The organism is Bradyrhizobium cytisi (assembly GCF_008123515.1).
Taxonomy (GTDB): Bacteria; Pseudomonadota; Alphaproteobacteria; order Rhizobiales; family Xanthobacteraceae; genus Bradyrhizobium; species Bradyrhizobium cytisi.
Genome location: NZ_VSSR01000012.1, coordinates 48,208 through 64,984, shown reverse-complemented (window position 1 = coordinate 64,984; position 16,777 = coordinate 48,208). Strand labels below are relative to the sequence as shown.

Sequence of the window (16,777 nt, the reverse complement as noted above, 5' to 3'; positions counted from 1 at the left end):
TTCCAAATCTCCCATGAGGTCCGACATGCTCAAGCTCTACTACGCCACCGGCACCTGCGCGCTCGCCACCTACATGAGCCTGGAGGAGGCCGGCGCCGACTACACGGCTGAACGGCTGAGCTTCAAGGATAATCAGCAGAACAGCCCGGATTATCTCGCGATCAACCCGAAGGGCCGCGTGCCGGCGCTGGTGACCGATCGCGGCGTCCTCACCGAGACGCCTGCGATGCTGGCCTACATCGCGCAGACCTTCCCCAAGGCGAAGCTCGCACCGCTCGACGATCCCTTCGACTTCGCCCAGGTACAGTCGTTCAACTCCTATCTCTGCTCGACCGCGCACATCAACCATGCCCACAAGATGCGCGGTGCGCGCTGGGCGACGCAGGAAAGCTCGTTCGCCGACATGAAGGCGATGGTCCCGAAGACCATGGGAGCCTGCTTCGCCCTGATCGAGCAGAAGATGTTCAAAGGCCCCTGGGTGATGGGCGACCAGTTCACGATCTGCGATCCCTACCTCCACACGCTCTCGCACTGGCTGGAGGGTGACAGCGTCGACATCGATGCCACGCCAAAGATCGCCGATCACTTCAAGCGCATGTCGGACCGCCCCGCCGTGCGCAAGGTGATGGACGCGCAGAAGGCCTGAGGTCTCGAGGGTCACAGGCTTGGGGATCGCAGGGCGGCTGACCGGCCTTACGAGGCTAGGTCGGAGTGGCCCATAGTTCACGCTCTCCGGCCGGCTCGATCCGATAACCATGCTGTTTCAAAATGGACGGCGCCTGTTCGAAGGCGCCGTCGTGCAGGGCGAGGAAGATCGTGCTCTTGTGCTCGGACAAGAGCCGCGCCGCACCCGTGAGAGCCAGCGTCTCGGCGCCCTCGATGTCCATCTTGATCAGGTCCGGGGTCGGAAAGTCGTCGAGGCGGACCGTCCTGACCGGCGTTCCGGCTTCTGAAATCTTCCCCATGTAGCCGTATTTGCCGACATCATCGTTGCTATGGAAAAACGTCTCGCCGTCTCGGTCAGTTACGGCCGCCTCGATCACCTCGACATTCCCGACGTCGTTGAGATGCAGATGTTTGCGGAGCTTTGCCGCGTTGGCGGCGTTCGCTTCGAACGCAAGAACACGGCCTTGCGGTCCAACGCGCCTGGATAGCATCAAGGTGTAATATCCGGCGTGTGCGCCGACATCGAAAACCGTCATGCCTGGTTTCACGCGGGCGGCGATCGCCTTGGCATGATCGCTTTCATATGTTCCGAGCCAGCAACTCTGGTTACCGGCCCCGACGACCCATTTCAGGCCTCGGTTCGGCCCGGTGAGCACCCGCATGACGGAAGACGGCGAAACCAGCTTGAACGGAAGACGGATCAACCATCCAAGTGGTTGGTGCGGGCCCAGCATGCTGTCGATCCCCTTCGGTTCCTATGGCTGGCTCATTAAAGGCCCTGAGGGTTTGTTTCAAGTCGAGCGCCTTGCGACGCCGCCGTGGTGCTCAGCGTTTGTGTCGCTCCAACTCCCGTCCGGTCTCCAGCATCAGCCGCCGCAGCCAGATCGAGCCCGGATCCATCTGCGCCCGCGTCGGATAGAACATGAACTGCTCGTCGATTCCGGGATCGAGCGGCGGCGTCACCGTGACGAGAGCGAGCTGTTTTGACAGCGCCGCGATCAGCCGGCGCGGCACGAACGCGACGAGGTCGGTGCGCGCGGCCACGTGCAGCGCTTCGAGATAGCCCGACACCACCAGCGAGATGTGCCGCTCGATGCCCTTGGTGCGGAGCCAGGTGTCGATCAGATCCTCGCTGTTGCCGCGGATGATCACGCCGACGTGGCGTGCGGCGAGGAACGTCTCGCGCCGCTTCAGCTTTGCGGCCATGGGATGGCCGCGGCGCACCGCCAGCGCGTCGCTGTCGGTGTAGAGCAATTGGCGGTGAAAACCCTTGAAGGCGTTGCCGATCGAGATCACGAGATCGATGGTGCGGGCGAACTCGGCGTGGAAGATCGCCGGACCCCGCCACGGCACGACGTCGATGCGGACGTTGGGCGCAAGGCGCGTCACCTTCTCCATCAGGGGCGGCATCAGCAGCTCGACCGCGAGGTCCGGCATCATCAGGCGGAATGGCCGCTCGCTGCGCGCCGCGTCGAATTCATCCGGCACGAACAGCCCGCGCACCTGGTCCAGCGCCTGCACAAGCGGCGCGCGCAGCGCTTGTGCTCGCGGCGTCAGCTCCATCCGCGCGCCGGTGCGCACCAGCAGCGGGTCGCCAAAGATATCGCGCAGGCGTTGCAGCGCGTGGCTGGTGGCCGGCTGCGACAGGCCGATGCGCATGGCTGCCCGGCTGACATTGGCCTCGCGCAGCAGCGCGTCGAGCGCGGTCAATAGATTGAGGTCGAGCGAATTCAAATTCATGAGGTGAATAGATATCATATTCACTATCGATTTGAAGAATTGCCGTCGGGCAGCGATGCTCTCCCTGTTGTCACCAAACGGAGATGCCGCCATGAGCGCGAGCGCCAACAAGAAACTGATGCAGGATATTTTCGCCGCCGCCGCCAACCCCGATCCGGCGGTGCGCGACCGCGCGCTATTCGCCGCAAGCCTTGCCGACGACGCCAAATGGATCGTCACCGGCCAGTATTCCTGGTCGCGCACTTTCTCTGGCAAGGATGCGATCATGAATGATTTGCATGGCTATGTGCGGACCCGCCTGCGTGACCGGACGCGCACGGTCGCCGAGCGCTTCATCGCCGATGGCGACATCGTCGCGGTGGAGGCCAAGGGCGACAATGTCACGCCCGAGGGCGTGCGCTACGACAATGATTATTGCCTGGTGTTTCGGCTCGAGGGCGGCAAGATCAAGGAGATCCGGGAGTACTGTGACTCGGTCCTGACCGAGAAGGCGTTGGGCCCGTTTCCGCAAACGGGTGCGAGGGCCGCGAGCTGATTGCAGCAGGCGACGGCCTGACAAACGTCCGTCGCCGCGCCCTTTGCAGCGATCTGCATACGCTTGCGGGCCGTGCGCCAAAACCTTGCGCAGATGCCGCTAATATCAGCAGGTTTTGTGCGGGGCTTTGGCGAGATGCGCGAAAAATTAGAAGGTTCAATTAAGAAGTGTCCCGCATTGTGTCGCGGTGCAGCGCGAGTCGCCGATGAGGTGACGCGCGGCTGCTGGGGTGGCCGTGACGATCGCCGGAGTTGTGCGTCCGCCTGAATTCACATGCTTCCGGGTGGACACTGGGAATGCCGAGCTTTCGTTTGCGGATCAGGGGCCGTCTCTATGCCGGCTTCATGGCGCTGGTCGTGGTTGGTCTCGTGATGGCGGTGGTGGCCATCTGGAATTTGCGGTCGGTGCAGGACCAGGTCGCAAAGGCCTCGGCATTTTCGGACAGCACGGCGCGGGTCCTGGAGATATCGACCCATCTCCAGGCGATCCAGCGCGCCAATCTGCGCTACATCTACGACGCCAATGAGACCGCGATGCGGGAGGCGTCCGAGCGGGAGACCGCGGCGACCGAGTTGCTTCAGGTCGGCGCCAAGGGCACGGCCTCCGGGGAGCGGCGCAAGCTCTACAACGATCTGATCGCCGATATCGCGAAGATGAAAAGCCTGCGCGACAATCTCGGCGACGCCGTCAACGAGGCGCGGACCGGCAAGGCGACGCTGCTGCCGAGTGGCGACGAGCTGACCGTCAAGATGAACAAGCTGGTCGACGTGGCGCGCGCGGCCGTCGATGAGGACACCGCCTCGCTCGTCGCAGACCTCGAGTCCCGGCTGCTGCTGGTTCAGATCGCAAACTGGCGCTTCCTGGCGCTGCGTGACACCAAAGGGCCCGCCAATTTCAGAACCAATGTGGACAGGGCGTCGCAACGGCTCGCCGCGCTCGAAAAGAGCCCGCAGGCGAGCGAATTGCGCGCCACGCTCGCGCCGGTGAAGTCCTCGCTCGGAATCTACAAATCCGCATTCGAGACCACGTCGGCCGCGATGCTCCAGGCCGACGAGATCTACCACAAGAGCCTCGCGCCCCTCATCGTCGACAGCATCGCCAAGCTCAAGGTCGCCGAGACTGCCCTCAAGAAGGACTACAAGGACTCGCGCAGCCAAGCCGAAGCCGTGATCGACGGCACGACATCCGTGCAGGCGATCGCGGGCGGTATTGCCACTCTCCTTGGCTTGATCGTCGCCGTCCTGATCGCCCGCAGCATCGTCGGGCCGCTGACCGCGATGACGCGGGCGATGGGCGCGTTGGCGGGCGGCGATCTCGCGGTCGAGATCCCCTCGCGCGGCAAGGCCGACGAGATCGGCGACATGGCCAAGGCGATCCAGGTGTTCAAGGACAACATGATCGACACCGAGCGCATGCGCCACGAGCAGACCGAGACCGAGGCGCGGCAGGCCGAGGATCGCAAGAAGGACATGGTCCGGCTCGCCGACCGGTTCGAGCAGGCCGTCGGCGAGATCGTCGATACCGTGTCGTCGGCCTCGAGCGAGCTCGAGGCCTCCGCCGGCACGCTGACGGCGACCGCGACCCGCGCCCAGGATCTGTCGACGGAAGTCGCCTCCGCCTCGCAGGAAGCCAGCGCCAACGTCCAGGCCGTCGCGTCCGCCACCGAAGAGCTGTCCTCCTCGGTTTCCGAGATCGCGCGCCAGGTCCAGGAATCCGCCCGCATCGCCAGCGAGGCCGTGGGGCAGGCGACCAGGACCAACGCCCGCGTCAGCGAGCTCTCCAGGGCGGCGGCCCGCATTGGCGACGTGGTCGAGCTGATCAGCACCATTGCCGGCCAGACCAATCTGCTGGCGTTGAACGCCACCATCGAGGCGGCGCGCGCGGGCGAAGCCGGCCGCGGCTTTGCCGTGGTCGCTTCCGAGGTCAAGGCGCTGGCCGAGCAGACCGCAAAAGCCACCGGCGAGATCGCCCAGCAGGTCTCAGGCATCCAGGCCGCGACCGAAGAATCGGCTGGCTCCATCCGGGAGATCAGCGGCACCATCGAGCGGCTGTCGGAAATCTCTTCGACGGTTGCCGCCGCCGTGGAACAGCAGGGCGCGGCGACGCAAGAGATCTCCCGCAACGTCCAGCAGGCCGCGCACGGCACCCAGCGCGTCTCGACCAATATCGGCGATGTCCAGCGCGGCGCCTCCGACACCGGCTCGGCGTCCTCGCAGGTGCTCTCGGCGGCGCGCTCGCTGTCGGCCGACAGCAACCGGCTGAAGCAGGAAGTCGCCAGGTTCCTGGGCTCGGTCCACGCCGCCTGAAAGCAAAGGGCCACGCGCATGCGCGTGGCCCTTGATCGTGGCAAGATCTGATCAGGCCACTTTCGTCGTCATGTGCCCGAACATGTTGCGGCGGGCCTCGTCGTCCATCTCGGCCTTGAAGGTGAACTTGTCCTTCAGCGCGATCGCGCGCGCCGCCGCCGGGCGCGCCGCGATCTCGTCGATCAGTCGCTTCACGTTCGGGTAGCGCGCGAAGGCGTCGTCGCCGAGCTTGAACGGCACCATCCGCGCCCAGCCCCACAGCGCCATGTCGACGATCGAATAATCGTCGCCGACCATATAGCGGCGGCCTTTGAGGTGGCCGTCGAGAATCCTGTAGTGGCGATCGGTCTCGTACTGGTAGCGGTTGTGGGCGTAGTCGTGGTTCTGGTCCTTCGGCGCAAAATGCTTGAAGTGCACGGCCTGACCCGAATACGGCCCGACGCCGGTGGCCACGAACATCAGCCAGGACAGCAATTCGGCGCGGTTCGCGGGCAGGAATTGTCCGGTCTTCTCGGCGAGATAGAGCAGGATGGCGTTCGAGTCGAACACGATCGTGCCGTTGTCGTCGATCGCCGGCACCTTGGCGTTCGGATTGATCTTCAGATAGTCCTGCGTGAACTGCTCGCCCGTGCGGGTATCGATCTTCACGGGCTCGTAGGCCAGGCCAGTCTCTTCGAGGAACAGCGCGACCTTGGTCGGGTTCGGCGATCCGTTGAAATAGAATTTGAGCATCGGGCGTCTCCCAAGGGGTGGTGCAAGTGTTGGCGGCCGAGAGTGGACGCAGCATCATTGCCGCGCGGCGGCTTTCTCTTGCCTGAAGTGAAGCTGGTCGCACAAGGGATGAGATTGACAGGTGGTGCCTGCGCTCCGCGCAGACCGGCCAGCGTAACAAAGGCTGTTCGCGGCCGTAAGGGCTGCGGCCGCCCCGACAACCGCGGCCGTCATTCCGGGGCGCGCCTCTTGGCGCGAGCCCGGAATCCATCACGCGGCTTGTGACGTGGTTCGATGGATTCCGGGTTCTCGCTTCGCGAGCCCCGGAATGACCAAGAGCGCGGCTATTCCGCCGCCATGCCGGCGCGGATCTCGGCGCGGAGCTCGTCGATCAGCTTGAGACCCTTCTTGGTCTCGACGTGCCAGAAGGTCCAGCCGTTGCAGGCCTGCGCGCCCTGTGCCACCGCGCCCATGCGGTGGATCGAGCCGACCTTGTCGCCGAACATGATGGCGCCGTCGGCACGGACCAGCGCGCCAAGCCTCTTCTTGGCGTCGAACAGTTTTGTGCCGGGCATGATCATGCCGCGCTCGATCAGCTCGGAGAACGCCACGCGCGGCGCTTCGCGCGCGGTCATGAACGGGGCGAGGCTCTCTCCCGGCAGCGGCTCGACCGCGGCGATCCGCGCGGCAGCAGCCTTCGCGTAGGTCTTGTCGCGCTCGAAGCCGATATAGGAGCGGCCGAGGCGCTTGGCGACGGCGCCGGTGGTGCCGGTGCCGTTGAAGGGATCGATCACGAGATCGCCGGGCTTCGACGACGACAGCAGCACGCGCGCGAGCAGGCCTTCCGGCTTCTGCGTCGGATGCACTTTCTTGCCGTCGGCGCCCTTGAGGCGCTCCTCGCCGGTGCAGAGCGGGATCAGCCAGTCGGAACGTGCCTGGACGTCCTCGTTGGCGGCCTTCAGTGTTTCGTAGTTGAAGGTATAGCCCTTGGCCTTCTCATCGCGCGCGGCCCAGATCATGGTCTCGTGCGCATTGGTGAAGCGGCGGCCGCGGAAATTCGGCATCGGGTTGGTCTTGCGCCAGACGATGTCGTTCAGGAGCCAGAAGCCGAGGTCCTGCATGATCGCGCCGACGCGGAAGATGTTGTGATAGGAGCCGATCACCCAGATCGTCGCCGACGGCTTCATCGCGCGGCGCGCGGCCAGCAGCCAGGCGCGGGTGAAATCGTCATAGGCGGAGAATGAATCGAACTTGTCCCAGTCGTCATTGACGGCATCGACATGGGATTCGTCGGGGCGCTTGAGATCGCCCTTGAGCTGCAGATTGTAGGGCGGATCGGCGAACACGAGGTCGACCGAACCAGCCTGAAGCTTCGACATCTCGGCGACGCAATCGCCGAGGACGATGCTGTGCGAGGCGGACTCAAAATTTGTGCGGGGCGCCCTTGCAGACGCCCCGCGACGCGACACTACCATGACTCAAGAACTCTGACTCAGGCGACGCTGTCGGCGACGCGGGACCAAACAACCGACTGACCGTTACAATGAAGCGGCAAAGTAAAAATCGACTTAACCCGCCGCTTTCGTGAGCAGACCCCGCATCGCGCGTCGCGCGCGAGTCGTTGCGTATATTTGCCATGTTTTGCAGTGTGTTTCGCGTTTCTTCGCGTTGCGGGAGTGGCTGAAGCTGCAAAAGACTCCAAATTTCTCTCGGAAAAAAATGCTTGGCCCTCGGAAAAAATTGCTGGCGTCACACGCTGTCGCACTAGGCAATAATTGCCGAGCGGGATATTGATTAACGCAATGGAAATTCTACGTCTGTGGCGCGGTGAGGGTTTCGCGTTTCCCGCGTGCCCACGCCCTGCAATCGCCGACCTGAGGGAAGCCCGCCATGCGCTACGATGATTTCCGCCGCAGCGACGACGTCGAGGATCGTCGCGACGATGGTGGTGGAGGATTTGGCGGCGGTGGAGGAGGCGGCGGATTCGGCCTGCCGATGGGCGGTGGCGGCCTCGGCATCGGCACCATCATCGTGCTTGGCCTGGTCGGCTATGCCTTCGGCATCGATCCGCGCATCCTGATCGGCGGCGCCGAGATCCTCACCGGTGGCGGCCAGGCGCCGAGCTACCAGAGCGACCGTCCCTCGAGTCAGGCCAAGCGCGGCGCGCCGACCGACGAGATGGGCAGCATGATCTCCGGCATCCTCGGCGAGATCGACGATCGCTGGAGCGAGATCTTCCAGGCCAGCGGCCAGTCCTACACCGGCCCGAAGGTCGTGCTGTTCCGCAACGCCACCAATGGCGGCCGCTGCGGCCGGGCGGAGTCGGCGATGGGCCCGTTCTACTGCCCGCCGGACCGCACCATCTTCCTCGACACCGGCTTCTTCCGCGAGGTCGAGACGCGCTTCCGCGGCTGCTCCGGCAAATCCGCGTGCAATTTCACTACCGCCTATATCATCGCGCACGAAGCCGGCCATCACATCCAGAACCTGCTCGGCATCATTCCGAAGGTGACGCGACTGCAGCAACAGGCCGGCAGCAAGGCCGAGGCCAATGCGCTCCAGGTGAAGGTCGAATTGCAGGCCGACTGTCTGTCCGGCGTCTGGGTCAATCGCGAGGCGAAGAAGCGCCCGAACTTCCTCGAATCCGGCGACATCGACGCCGCGCTGACCACGGCGAGCGCGATCGGCGACGATACGCTGCAGCGTCAGGCCACCGGGCGCGTCGTGCCTGATTCCTTCACCCACGGCTCGGCCGCGCAGCGCAAGCAGTGGTTCATGACCGGCTATCAGCAGGGCTCACTGCAGGCCTGCAACACGTTCGGCGGCGGCGGGCCGTAGCCACGCGTACCCCGTGCCCCGGACGCAGCGCAGCGCTTCTTCAGCGGTGCGCTGCAGAGCCGGGGCCCAAATTGCCGGTTACTCAAGTCTCAAAATGGGTCCCGGCTCTGCGCAGCAGCGTTTCACGCCGCAGCGCGTCCGGGACACGAGAGGAATGAGCAATGGCCTCCATCGACGAAACCAAACAGTTCATCCCGCTCAACATCGCGGTGCTCACCGTCTCCGACACGCGGGCGCTCGCCGATGACAAGTCCGGCCAGACGCTTGTCGACCGTCTCACCGCAGCCGGCCATCATCTCGCCGCGCGCGAGATCGTGACCGATGACGTCGAGGCCATCCGCGCCGTGATCCGGCGCTGGGTCGCAGACGCCGGCGTCGACGTCGTCATCACCACCGGCGGCACAGGTTTTACCGGGCGCGACGTCACGCCGGAGGCGATCGAGCCGCTGCTCGAGAAGCGCATGGATGGTTTCTCGATCGCCTTTCACATGCTGAGCCACGCCAAGATCGGCGCGTCGACGATCCAGAGCCGCGCCACCGCGGGCGTAACAGGTGCGACCTACATCTTCTGCCTGCCAGGCTCGCCCGGCGCCTGCCGCGACGGCTGGGACGGCATCCTCGCTGCTCAACTCGACTATCGCACGCGCCCCTGCAATTTCGTCGAGATCATGCCGCGGCTGGACGAGCACCTGCGCAGGCCAAAGGCGCAGGGCGCGACTGCGTAGGCGGGGACAGTATCGTAGGGTGGGCAAAGCGAAGCGTGCCCACCACTTCTATCGCGATGCTGGATCGGTGGGCACGGCGCTAACGCGCCTTTGCCCACCCTACGATTCCAGACTCGCGGAGAGATACCCCCAAGTGGGCCTGTGTCCGCCGGCGTCGCTGCCCTCTCCCACAACAAGGGGCGAGGGCGCATTCATGCGCATCGCGCAGCTACAGATCCCGTTCCCAGGTCTCGCCGACCAGATCGGCACCGAAGCTATGGTGCTTCTCTTCCTTCACGAGCTTGAAGCCGGTGCTCTGATAGATGCTGCGTGCGGCGACCAGAATGCTTTGCGTCCACAGCGTCATCCGGCTGTAGCCCCGCTCGCGCGCGCCCTGGATGCATTGCTCCACAAGCGCATGGCCGACGCCGAGCCCACGGGCTTTCTTCTCCACCTGCAACAGGCGGAGCTTGGCGATCTCGTCCGTGGCCTTGACCAGAAAGATCGAGCCGACCGGCTCGCCATCGACTTCCGCGATCCAGCAATGCTCGCGCGCGGCGTCGTAATTCTTGATGAACTGAGCGCAGATCTCGGCGACCAGCGCCTCGTAGCTGATGTCCCAGTTGTAGTCCGCGGCATAAGCGGCGGCTTGCTTGGAGATGACCCAGCCCATGTCACCGACGCGGTGGCTGCGCAGCACGACGGAAGCGGGCTGGCTTTGACGTTGCTCCAGCACGGCCTGAATGGTCGCCATCGCCTGCGTTAGCCGCGTTGCATCGCCGGCCGAAAGCTGCGCCAGCATTGCGGCAACCTCGTTTTGCGAGCTCAGGTTCAGCTTGGCGAAGCTCTGGCGGCCCTTGGCGGTGAGGCAGAGCTGGTATTGTCGGCGATCTGCCGGCAGGGGCTTCCGCGTGATCAGCCCCTTTTCGTCAAAGCTCTGGACGATGCGGCTGAGGTAGCCGGCGTCAAGGCCGAGCTCGTTTCCGATCTCTTTTGCCGCGAGGTCGTCGCGATGCGCGAGCTCATAGAGCACGCGAGCCTCGCTGAGCGAGAACGGGCTATTTCCCAGGTGCTGGTCGAGCACGCCGAGCTTGCGGGTATAGAAGCGGTTGAAGGCGCGAACCGCTGCGATCTGGTCGTCGGTACCGTTAATTGGCATGGGACACCTCAATAATTGCCATTGTCAAATAATTAATTGACTTTGGCAAGTATCGGGTGCCTCAAGCGACCATGACGATCCGGCTGCGCAACATTGTCCGGGAGGAGCGGCCGAGCCGCCGCAGTAGCCGCGCCTCGGACCGGCGGGCCTGGGGCGGATAGCCGCCGATCCGGTCGTAATGATCTCGCGCGATCAAAAGCCCCTGATCGCCGAGGGGGCCGACCACCTTGCGAGCGACGGACCACAGGACGTCGCGGAAGCCGGTATCGGCGTAAGGCGAACGGGCGTAGCGGAACACGGCCGCACGATCCCGGCCACTGGCCGCGACGGCCTGGATGAATTGGGTGGTCTCCTCGATCCAGCCGGTGTCCAGCACCGCGCCGGCAGGGAGGAACATCAGCCAGGGCGAACGGGCCTGGAGCGCGCCGGCGGCCAGTGCTGCGCCTTGCGAAGATCCCTCGCAGCCGACGAAGCGGCAGCCGGCGACGTCGGCAACGCGCTCGATGACGCCGTTGCTTGTGCCGTCGACCAGCAGGACTTCCTTGATGATGCCTGCCGCGGCACCGGGGACCAGCGCGGCCAGTGTTGCGACCGCGGTCTGCTCGACGCCTTCGGTCGGAATGATGACGCTCAGCATGATTGAGACTTCGATGTCCGCAATTCGGGAGAAGCGCAACGCGTTATGATGTTGTCATAAACATGCTGCGCTGCCGAGTGCAACTTTTCGCAAGCCGTTCGGCGTGCGATGGTAAACCGGCGTGCGCCCGTCCCGGCCGAATATGTCGTGCACGGGTGGTCAAATTGCCGAATGTTTCGGCGATTTTCGGTCTCGTGACCTTCAAACGAGGCTTTTCTCCGCCGATATCGTCGGGGAAACGGCGCTGTTCCCGTGCCGACGGGAAAAACGAGCAATCGCCATTGCGCAAAGCGAGATGTGTCCAATGAACGCCGATCAACTTCCCATTGGCGCGACGCCGCCATTGCCGAAGCCGGAGGCCGCGCCGACCTTGCGGATCCGCGCCGTGATGCTGGGCGAACGCATCAATCCGTCGGGCCTCGAGATCGGCACGCTGGTATCCTCGACGCCGGCTGCCTTCCGGGTCCATGGCGGCCTGGCCGTGATCTTCCGCTACGGCGTTGTGGTGCTGATCGGGCTGTTGCCATCGGAGGAGAAGGTCCTCATCGACAGTCTCAAGTCGCGCGTGACCGGCGAGCTCAGCCCCTATGAGGAGGAGACCGCGCAGGCTCAGCTCTGTCACGACGAAAACGCCGAGGCGATCCAGCCCGGCGGGCCGATCTGCCTCTCGAAATTTTCCGACGAGCGGCTGCTGCTGATCGCGGACGCACTCGCCAAGAGCACGTCGCTGGCGCGCGACGAGCGTCGCGTCGCTGCGGTTTTCGACGTCATCGAGCCTTTTGCACGCGAGCTCGCCGAGAAAGGCCGTACGTCGCGACGGCGCAAGGGCATCCTGCAGCTCATCGGCAACGCGCTGCTGGTCCAGCAGCGCGTCGCCGGCCGCGTCGCGGTTGCCGAAAAACCCGACGCGCTCTGGGAAAAGCCGCAGCTCGACCGGCTCTATGCGCGTCTCGAAGACGAGTACGAGCTGAAGGAGCGTCTCGACACGCTCGAGCGCAAGCTCACGGTCGTCGCGGAGACGGCCGATGCGCTGACCGACATCATCGACACCCAGCGCTCGCTGCGCCTCGAGATCGCGGTGGTGGTGCTGATCGTGATCGAGGTCGCGATCGGGTGTTTCCAGATCTATACCGGGGTTCATTGAGCTGAAAGCCGCAAGTTCAGCCCTCATCCTGGGGAGCCCGCAATAGGCGGGCGTCTCGAAGGATGATGAGGTCCGCGCTTCGCCAATTCATGGAGCTCAGCAAAGTCGCCGCGCATGAAAGCTTCCTTCTTGGCGCGACTCCATTTCTTGAGTTTGCGTTCGCATTCGATCGCGTCGGTCACCCTGTCGAACCATTGCGAGAAGACGAGGGTCACGGGTCTGCGCGACCTTGTGTAGCCGGCGAACGTGCCGGCGTTGTGCTGCGCAATCCGGAGCTCAAGCTCGGTTCGCGTCGTCCCGATGTAGTAGCTGCCATCGGCACATTTGAGAATGTAGAGGTATGCGCCTTCTGTCATCGTGCCCGCCCCATCCTTCGAGACGCGCGCAAGGGCGCGCTCCTCAGGATGAGGCTAACCGGCATGCGTGTTTTGGTGCAAGTGCCGAAAAGACTCTTGGCTATCGGACGACTGTCCATCGATTAAAACCTGTTGGTGCCACATACTCGACCTCATCCTGAGGAGCCCGCCAAGCGGGCGTCTCGAAGGATGGCCACAACCTCCCATGCTTTCTCAAGGGAGGCAGCCCCGCTGCAGCACCGCGGCGCAGTGCCGTGCGATCGTCAGTTCCTCGTTGGTCGGGATGACGAGCACATCCACGGCGCTGTCGTCGGCATTGATGCGCTCGCGCGCGGCATCATTCGCCGCGGCATCGATGCGCACGCCGAGCCAGGCGAGCCGCTCGCCAATGGCGCTGCGGATTTGCTTGGCGTGCTCGCCGATGCCGCCGGTGAAAACGAGGCACTCCAGTCCTTCAAGCGTGTTCGCCATCACCGTCACCTCCTGTGCCGCACGGAAGGCGAAGAGATCGACCGCCTCGCGCGCCGAAGCCTCGCCGCTCGTCAGCAGCGTCCGCATATCCGCGGAGATGCCGGAAACGCCGAGCAGGCCGGACTCGTGATAGAGCAGGTGCTGCAAATCCTCGACCGTCATCGTTTCCTGCTGCAACATGTAGAGCAGCACGCCGGGATCGATGGTGCCGCAGCGCGTGCCCATGACCAGGCCGTCGAGCGGCGTCAGCCCCATCGTGGTGTCGACGCTGCGGCCGTCGCGCAAGGCGCAGAGGCTCGCGCCATTGCCGAGATGAGCGATGACGGTGCGTCTGGCTGCAAGCTCGGGCGCGATCACGGCGAGCCGCCCCGCGATATATTCGAATGAGAGACCGTGAAAGCCGTAGCGCCGGAGACCCTGTGCCTCGTAGCGTCTCGGAATGGCGAAGCGGCTCGCTGGCGGCGTCAGGCCGTGATGGAAGGCGGTGTCGAAGCAGGCGATCTGCGTCAGTGCGGGACGGAGCGCCCCGATGGCGCGGACCGGTGCCAGGCAACGGGGCTGATGCAGCGGCGCTAGTGGTGTGAGTGCTTCCAGCTTCGCATAGACGTCGTCCGTCAGCGCGATCGGGCCGGAATAATCCGGACCGCCATGGACGATCCGGTGACCCACGGCGTGCAGGCGGCCCTGGCCAAAACGGTCCTCGATGAAGCCGAGCACATCGGCGAACAGATGGCCGCCATCCGCGTCCGACGTCTCCCTCTGCGTCTCGAACAGCGTCTCGCCCGATGGGCTCTTTGCCACAAGCCTGGGCTTGGCCTCGTGCTCGTCGAGCAGGCCCTTGCAGAGCAGGGCTGGTTCGCTGCCCGAGATCTCGAACAGGCCGAACTTGATGCTCGACGAGCCTGCGTTGAGGACGAGGACCGCGTTGGAGGCCGCCATGATGTCAGCCCGACTTGCCCGGCCAGACCCAATCGCGGATCTCCGGCATGTCCTCGCCGTGCTCGCGCACGTAACGCGAATGCTCGATCAACTTGTCGCGGAACTGTTGCTTCACCTGCGCAGCCTTGGTCGCAAGTCCCGGCACACGCTCGATCGCCTCGATCGCGAGGTGGTAGCGGTCGAGCCCGTTGAGCACGACCATGTCGAACGGCGTCGTCGTGGTGCCTTCCTCGGCAAAGCCGCGCACATGTAAGCCGTCATGGTTGGTGCGGTTATAGGTCAGCCGGTGGATCAGATAAGGATAGCCGTGATAGGCGAAGATGACAGGCTTGTCGTGCGTGAACAGGCTGTCGAAGTCGCGATCGGACAGGCCATGCGGATGCTGCTCTTTCGGTTGCAGCGTCATCAGGTCGACGACGTTGACGACACGGATCTTGATGTCCGGCAGCGCCTTGCGCAGGAGATCGACGGCCGCGAGCGTCTCCAAGGTCGGCACGTCACCGGCGCAGGCCATCACCACATCGGGCTCGCCAACCGCGTCCTCGTTGCCGGCCCACGTCCAGATGCCAATGCCGGCGTCGCAATGGTTAGCGGCATCCTGCATCGAGAGCCATTGCGGCGCCGGCTGCTTGCCGGCGACAATCACGTTGATGCGATTGTAAGTGCGCAGGCAGTGGTCGGCGATCCACAGCAGGGTGTTGGCGTCCGGCGGGAAATAGATGCGGACGATGTCGGCCTTCTTGTTGGCGACGAGGTCGACGAAGCCGGGATCCTGATGGCTGAAGCCGTTATGGTCCTGCCGCCAGACATGCGAGGTCAGAAGATAATTGAGCGAGGCGATCGGACGCCGCCACGGCAGATGTCGCGTCACCTTCAGCCATTTGGCGTGCTGGTTGAACATGGAATCCACGATGTGGATGAAGGCCTCGTAGCAGGAGAAGAAGCCGTGGCGTCCGGTGAGCAGGTAGCCCTCGAGCCAGCCTTGGCAGAGATGCTCGCTCAGCACCTCCATCACGCGGCCGTCCTGCGCGAGATGCACGTCGTAGGATTCGACCGGCTCCATCCAGACCCGTTCGGTGGCGTCGAATACGGCATCGAGACGGTTTGATGCGGTCTCGTCCGGACCCATGAGGCGGAAGTTGCGCTCTTGCGCGTTGTGGCGGATGACGTCGCGCAAAAACTTGCCAAGCTCACGCGTCGCTTCGCCCGTGACGCCGCCGGGCTGCGGCACGTCGACGCCAAAACTGCGGAAGTCCGGCAGCTTCAGCTCCTTCTTCACCAGCCCGCCATTGGCGTGCGGATTGGCTCCCATGCGCCTGTTACCTTCGGGCGCCAGCGACTGAAGCTCGGGAATGAGCGCGCCGCTGGCGTCGAACAGCTTTTCCGGCTGGTAGCTGCGCATCCAGTCATCGAGAATCTTCAAATGCGCAGGGTTCTCGCGACAGCTAGCAACGGGCACCTGATGCGCACGCCAAAATCCTTCGACCTTCTTGCCGTCGACCTCCTTCGGGCCTGTCCAGCCCTTCGGGCTGCGCAGCACGATCATCGGCCAGCGCGGCCGTTCGACGCTTGTGCGCCCATCGCGCGCGTGCTGCTGGATAGAACGGATGCTGGCGAGCGCGACGTCGAGCGCGTCCGCCATGGCCCGGTGCATCAATTTGGGATCGTTGCCCTCGACGAACAGCGGCTCGTGGCCGAATCCGCGGAAAAGATCGCGGATCTCGCTGTCAGGCATGCGGCCGAGCACGGTCGGATTGGCGATCTTGTAGCCGTTGAGATGCAGGATCGGCAGCACCGCGCCGTCGTGGGCGGGATTCAGGAACTTGTTGGAGTGCCAGGACGTGGCAAGCGGGCCGGTCTCGGCTTCGCCGTCGCCGACGACGCAGGCGACGATGAGGTCGGGATTGTCGAATGCCGCGCCATAGGCGTGCACCAGCGCATAACCGAGCTCGCCACCTTCGTGGATCGAGCCCGGCGTTTCCGGCGCGGCGTGGCTCGGAATGCCGCCGGGGAAGGAGAACTGCCTGAAAAGTTTTCGCAATCCGTCCGCATCGCGCGGGATGTCTGGATAGATCTCGCTGTAGCTGCCTTCCAGATAGGTGTTGGCGACCATGCCCGGGCCGCCATGACCGGGACCGCAGACATAGATCATATCGAGGTCCTGCGCGCGGATGACGCGGTTGAGGTGGGCGTAGATGAAGTTCAGCCCCGGCGTCGTGCCCCAATGGCCGAGCAGGCGCGGCTTGATGTGCTCGGGCCGCAACGGCTCGCGAAGGAGCGGATTGTCGAGGAGATAAATCTGCCCGACCGAGAGGTAGTTCGCGGCGCGCCAGTAGCGATCGAGGAGATCGAGGTCGCTGCTCGCCGCGGCCGATTGTCGTTGATTTGTCATGTTCCTGCCGACTTTCACCCGGGACCGTCACCAACCGAGTTCCGGCAAGATCGATCCTTCAGCCGCATCAAGCGGGATCGAGGTCACGCGTTGTTGCGTGAGGCCAACAGTCAGCGCGCGAGGTTTGGGCAGCTCTACTGTGCATGGGGTTGTTTTCGCGTTTTTCATTTGTGTTCTTG

The 16,777-nt window shown here is 64.2% G+C and carries 15 protein-coding genes; 6 read left to right on the top strand and 9 right to left on the bottom strand.

What is annotated here, in order from left to right; genetic code table 11:
• The first annotated feature begins 25 nt into the window (after positions 1–25).
• Positions 26–646 carry a glutathione S-transferase family protein gene (locus FXB38_RS07015; protein WP_148750073.1) on the top strand — a complete coding sequence of 207 codons (621 nt, stop codon included), beginning with the start codon at positions 26–28 and terminating at the stop codon, positions 644–646.
• A 55-nt stretch (positions 647–701) separates the two neighbouring features.
• Here FXB38_RS07015 and FXB38_RS07010 read toward each other — a convergent pair whose 3' ends face one another.
• Together FXB38_RS07010 and FXB38_RS07005 are read right to left on the bottom strand one after the other, a co-directional pair.
• Positions 702–1,328 carry an FkbM family methyltransferase gene (locus tag FXB38_RS07010; protein ID WP_283812723.1) on the bottom strand — a complete coding sequence of 209 codons (627 nt, stop codon included), beginning with the start codon at positions 1,326–1,328 and terminating at the stop codon, positions 702–704.
• 163 nt (positions 1,329–1,491) lie between these two features.
• Positions 1,492–2,406, bottom strand: a complete 915-nt coding sequence (locus tag FXB38_RS07005) for a LysR family transcriptional regulator (RefSeq protein ID WP_148750069.1) — start codon at positions 2,404–2,406, stop codon at positions 1,492–1,494.
• Positions 2,407–2,497: 91 nt separating this feature from the next.
• Here FXB38_RS07005 and FXB38_RS07000 point away from each other — a divergent pair, with 91 nt between their 5' ends.
• Complete coding sequence (locus FXB38_RS07000) at positions 2,498–2,941, top strand: nuclear transport factor 2 family protein (protein WP_187434712.1); 444 nt, start codon at positions 2,498–2,500, stop codon at positions 2,939–2,941.
• 296 nt (positions 2,942–3,237) lie between these two features.
• Entirely contained in the window at positions 3,238–5,247 is a 2,010-nt protein-coding gene (locus FXB38_RS06995) for a methyl-accepting chemotaxis protein (RefSeq protein WP_187434711.1), read from the top strand.
• 51 nt (positions 5,248–5,298) lie between these two features.
• On the opposite strand, the gene FXB38_RS06990 is transcribed toward FXB38_RS06995, so the two are convergent.
• Entirely contained in the window at positions 5,299–5,979 is a 681-nt protein-coding gene (locus tag FXB38_RS06990) for a glutathione S-transferase family protein (RefSeq protein WP_148750065.1), read from the bottom strand.
• Positions 5,980–6,302: 323 nt separating this feature from the next.
• Positions 6,303–7,433, bottom strand: a complete 1,131-nt coding sequence (locus FXB38_RS06985; protein ID WP_148750064.1) for a site-specific DNA-methyltransferase — start codon at positions 7,431–7,433, stop codon at positions 6,303–6,305.
• Positions 7,434–7,848: 415 nt separating this feature from the next.
• Here FXB38_RS06985 and ypfJ point away from each other — a divergent pair, with 415 nt between their 5' ends.
• Together ypfJ and moaB are read left to right on the top strand one after the other, a co-directional pair.
• Positions 7,849–8,796: a KPN_02809 family neutral zinc metallopeptidase gene (gene ypfJ / locus FXB38_RS06980; RefSeq protein ID WP_148750062.1), complete on the top strand. Its 948-nt coding sequence runs from the start codon at positions 7,849–7,851 to the stop codon at positions 8,794–8,796.
• A 161-nt stretch (positions 8,797–8,957) separates the two neighbouring features.
• On the top strand, positions 8,958–9,521 hold the full coding sequence (gene moaB, locus FXB38_RS06975) for a molybdenum cofactor biosynthesis protein B (protein WP_148750060.1): 564 nt from the start codon (positions 8,958–8,960) through the stop codon (positions 9,519–9,521).
• A gap of 208 nt (positions 9,522–9,729) precedes the next feature.
• Here moaB and FXB38_RS06970 read toward each other — a convergent pair whose 3' ends face one another.
• On the bottom strand, positions 9,730–10,659 hold the full coding sequence (locus FXB38_RS06970; protein ID WP_148750058.1) for a bifunctional helix-turn-helix transcriptional regulator/GNAT family N-acetyltransferase: 930 nt from the start codon (positions 10,657–10,659) through the stop codon (positions 9,730–9,732).
• Positions 10,660–10,720: 61 nt separating this feature from the next.
• Positions 10,721–11,296 (bottom strand): glycosyltransferase family protein, encoded by a 576-nt coding sequence (locus FXB38_RS06965; protein WP_148750056.1) that lies wholly within the window; start codon positions 11,294–11,296, stop codon positions 10,721–10,723.
• Positions 11,297–11,600: 304 nt separating this feature from the next.
• On the opposite strand from FXB38_RS06965, the gene FXB38_RS06960 reads away from it, so the two are divergent.
• A complete protein-coding gene (locus FXB38_RS06960; RefSeq protein WP_148750054.1) occupies positions 11,601–12,440 on the top strand; it encodes an RMD1 family protein in 840 nt (279 codons plus the stop codon).
• 23 nt (positions 12,441–12,463) lie between these two features.
• Here FXB38_RS06960 and FXB38_RS06955 read toward each other — a convergent pair whose 3' ends face one another.
• The 3 genes from FXB38_RS06955 to FXB38_RS06945 all read right to left on the bottom strand — a co-directional run bounded on the left by FXB38_RS06955 (position 12,464) and on the right by FXB38_RS06945 (position 16,598).
• The gene (locus FXB38_RS06955; RefSeq protein WP_148750052.1) at positions 12,464–12,796 is read right to left on the bottom strand and encodes a GIY-YIG nuclease family protein; all 333 of its coding nucleotides are present in this window, start codon (positions 12,794–12,796) and stop codon (positions 12,464–12,466) included.
• Positions 12,797–13,009: 213 nt separating this feature from the next.
• The gene (locus FXB38_RS06950; protein ID WP_148750050.1) at positions 13,010–14,206 is read right to left on the bottom strand and encodes an acetate/propionate family kinase; all 1,197 of its coding nucleotides are present in this window, start codon (positions 14,204–14,206) and stop codon (positions 13,010–13,012) included.
• A gap of 4 nt (positions 14,207–14,210) precedes the next feature.
• Positions 14,211–16,598: a phosphoketolase family protein gene (locus tag FXB38_RS06945; RefSeq protein WP_187434709.1), complete on the bottom strand. Its 2,388-nt coding sequence runs from the start codon at positions 16,596–16,598 to the stop codon at positions 14,211–14,213.
• Positions 16,599–16,777 lie beyond the last annotated feature (179 nt).

What these genes read in the sequence shown, in the direction of transcription:
- FXB38_RS07015 (WP_148750073.1), top strand. Translation starts at nt 26, where the DNA reads ATGCTCAAGCTCTACTACGCCACCGGCACCTGCGCGCTCGCCACCTAC.
- FXB38_RS07010 (WP_283812723.1), bottom strand. Translation starts at nt 1,328, where the DNA reads ATGCGGGTGCTCACCGGGCCGAACCGAGGCCTGAAATGGGTCGTCGGG.
- FXB38_RS07005 (WP_148750069.1), bottom strand. Translation starts at nt 2,406, where the DNA reads ATGAATTTGAATTCGCTCGACCTCAATCTATTGACCGCGCTCGACGCG.
- FXB38_RS07000 (WP_187434712.1), top strand. Translation starts at nt 2,498, where the DNA reads ATGAGCGCGAGCGCCAACAAGAAACTGATGCAGGATATTTTCGCCGCC.
- FXB38_RS06995 (WP_187434711.1), top strand. Translation starts at nt 3,238, where the DNA reads ATGCCGAGCTTTCGTTTGCGGATCAGGGGCCGTCTCTATGCCGGCTTC.
- FXB38_RS06990 (WP_148750065.1), bottom strand. Translation starts at nt 5,979, where the DNA reads ATGCTCAAATTCTATTTCAACGGATCGCCGAACCCGACCAAGGTCGCG.
- FXB38_RS06985 (WP_148750064.1), bottom strand. Translation starts at nt 7,433, where the DNA reads ATGGTAGTGTCGCGTCGCGGGGCGTCTGCAAGGGCGCCCCGCACAAAT.
- ypfJ (WP_148750062.1), top strand. Translation starts at nt 7,849, where the DNA reads ATGCGCTACGATGATTTCCGCCGCAGCGACGACGTCGAGGATCGTCGC.
- moaB (WP_148750060.1), top strand. Translation starts at nt 8,958, where the DNA reads ATGGCCTCCATCGACGAAACCAAACAGTTCATCCCGCTCAACATCGCG.
- FXB38_RS06970 (WP_148750058.1), bottom strand. Translation starts at nt 10,659, where the DNA reads ATGCCAATTAACGGTACCGACGACCAGATCGCAGCGGTTCGCGCCTTC.
- FXB38_RS06965 (WP_148750056.1), bottom strand. Translation starts at nt 11,296, where the DNA reads ATGCTGAGCGTCATCATTCCGACCGAAGGCGTCGAGCAGACCGCGGTC.
- FXB38_RS06960 (WP_148750054.1), top strand. Translation starts at nt 11,601, where the DNA reads ATGAACGCCGATCAACTTCCCATTGGCGCGACGCCGCCATTGCCGAAG.
- FXB38_RS06955 (WP_148750052.1), bottom strand. Translation starts at nt 12,796, where the DNA reads ATGACAGAAGGCGCATACCTCTACATTCTCAAATGTGCCGATGGCAGC.
- FXB38_RS06950 (WP_148750050.1), bottom strand. Translation starts at nt 14,206, where the DNA reads ATGGCGGCCTCCAACGCGGTCCTCGTCCTCAACGCAGGCTCGTCGAGC.
- FXB38_RS06945 (WP_187434709.1), bottom strand. Translation starts at nt 16,598, where the DNA reads ATGACAAATCAACGACAATCGGCCGCGGCGAGCAGCGACCTCGATCTC.